Genomic DNA, 278 nt, shown 5'->3' with positions numbered 1-278 from the left:
CAGCATGAGTAGAATCCCCCACATCTTTCCTTAGCGGGAAACCATACGAATTGGTCGAATAAATCAAATTTTCACCGACATCAAAGACATAAAAAGACTTCCTAGAACCAATCATACTTCCAAGTGTTTCTAGCTCATTTTCTTTTCCCTGACTGGATGCTGTGTAGTCTTTGGCATAAGCCAAATAATTCGCAAGATTGTCCTCCGACAGTTTGCTTTCCGATTGGGACAAACTTTGCTCAACATTGTCCAGAGCTTTCATCATGTCCTCTTTTTCA

The 278-nt window shown here is 40.6% G+C and carries 1 protein-coding gene; it reads right to left on the bottom strand.

What is annotated here, in order from left to right; genetic code table 11:
* Nucleotides 1-262: hypothetical protein (locus ETC07_RS16170; RefSeq protein ID WP_205742570.1), on the bottom strand; the 262-nt coding region annotated here is incomplete at its 3' end.
* Nucleotides 263-278 lie beyond the last annotated feature (16 nt).

It is taken from the genome of Halomonas borealis (assembly GCF_004798905.1).
GTDB classification, from domain to species: domain Bacteria; phylum Pseudomonadota; class Gammaproteobacteria; order Pseudomonadales; family Halomonadaceae; genus Halomonas; species Halomonas borealis.
This window is presented reverse-complemented; position numbering and strand designations above follow the sequence as displayed.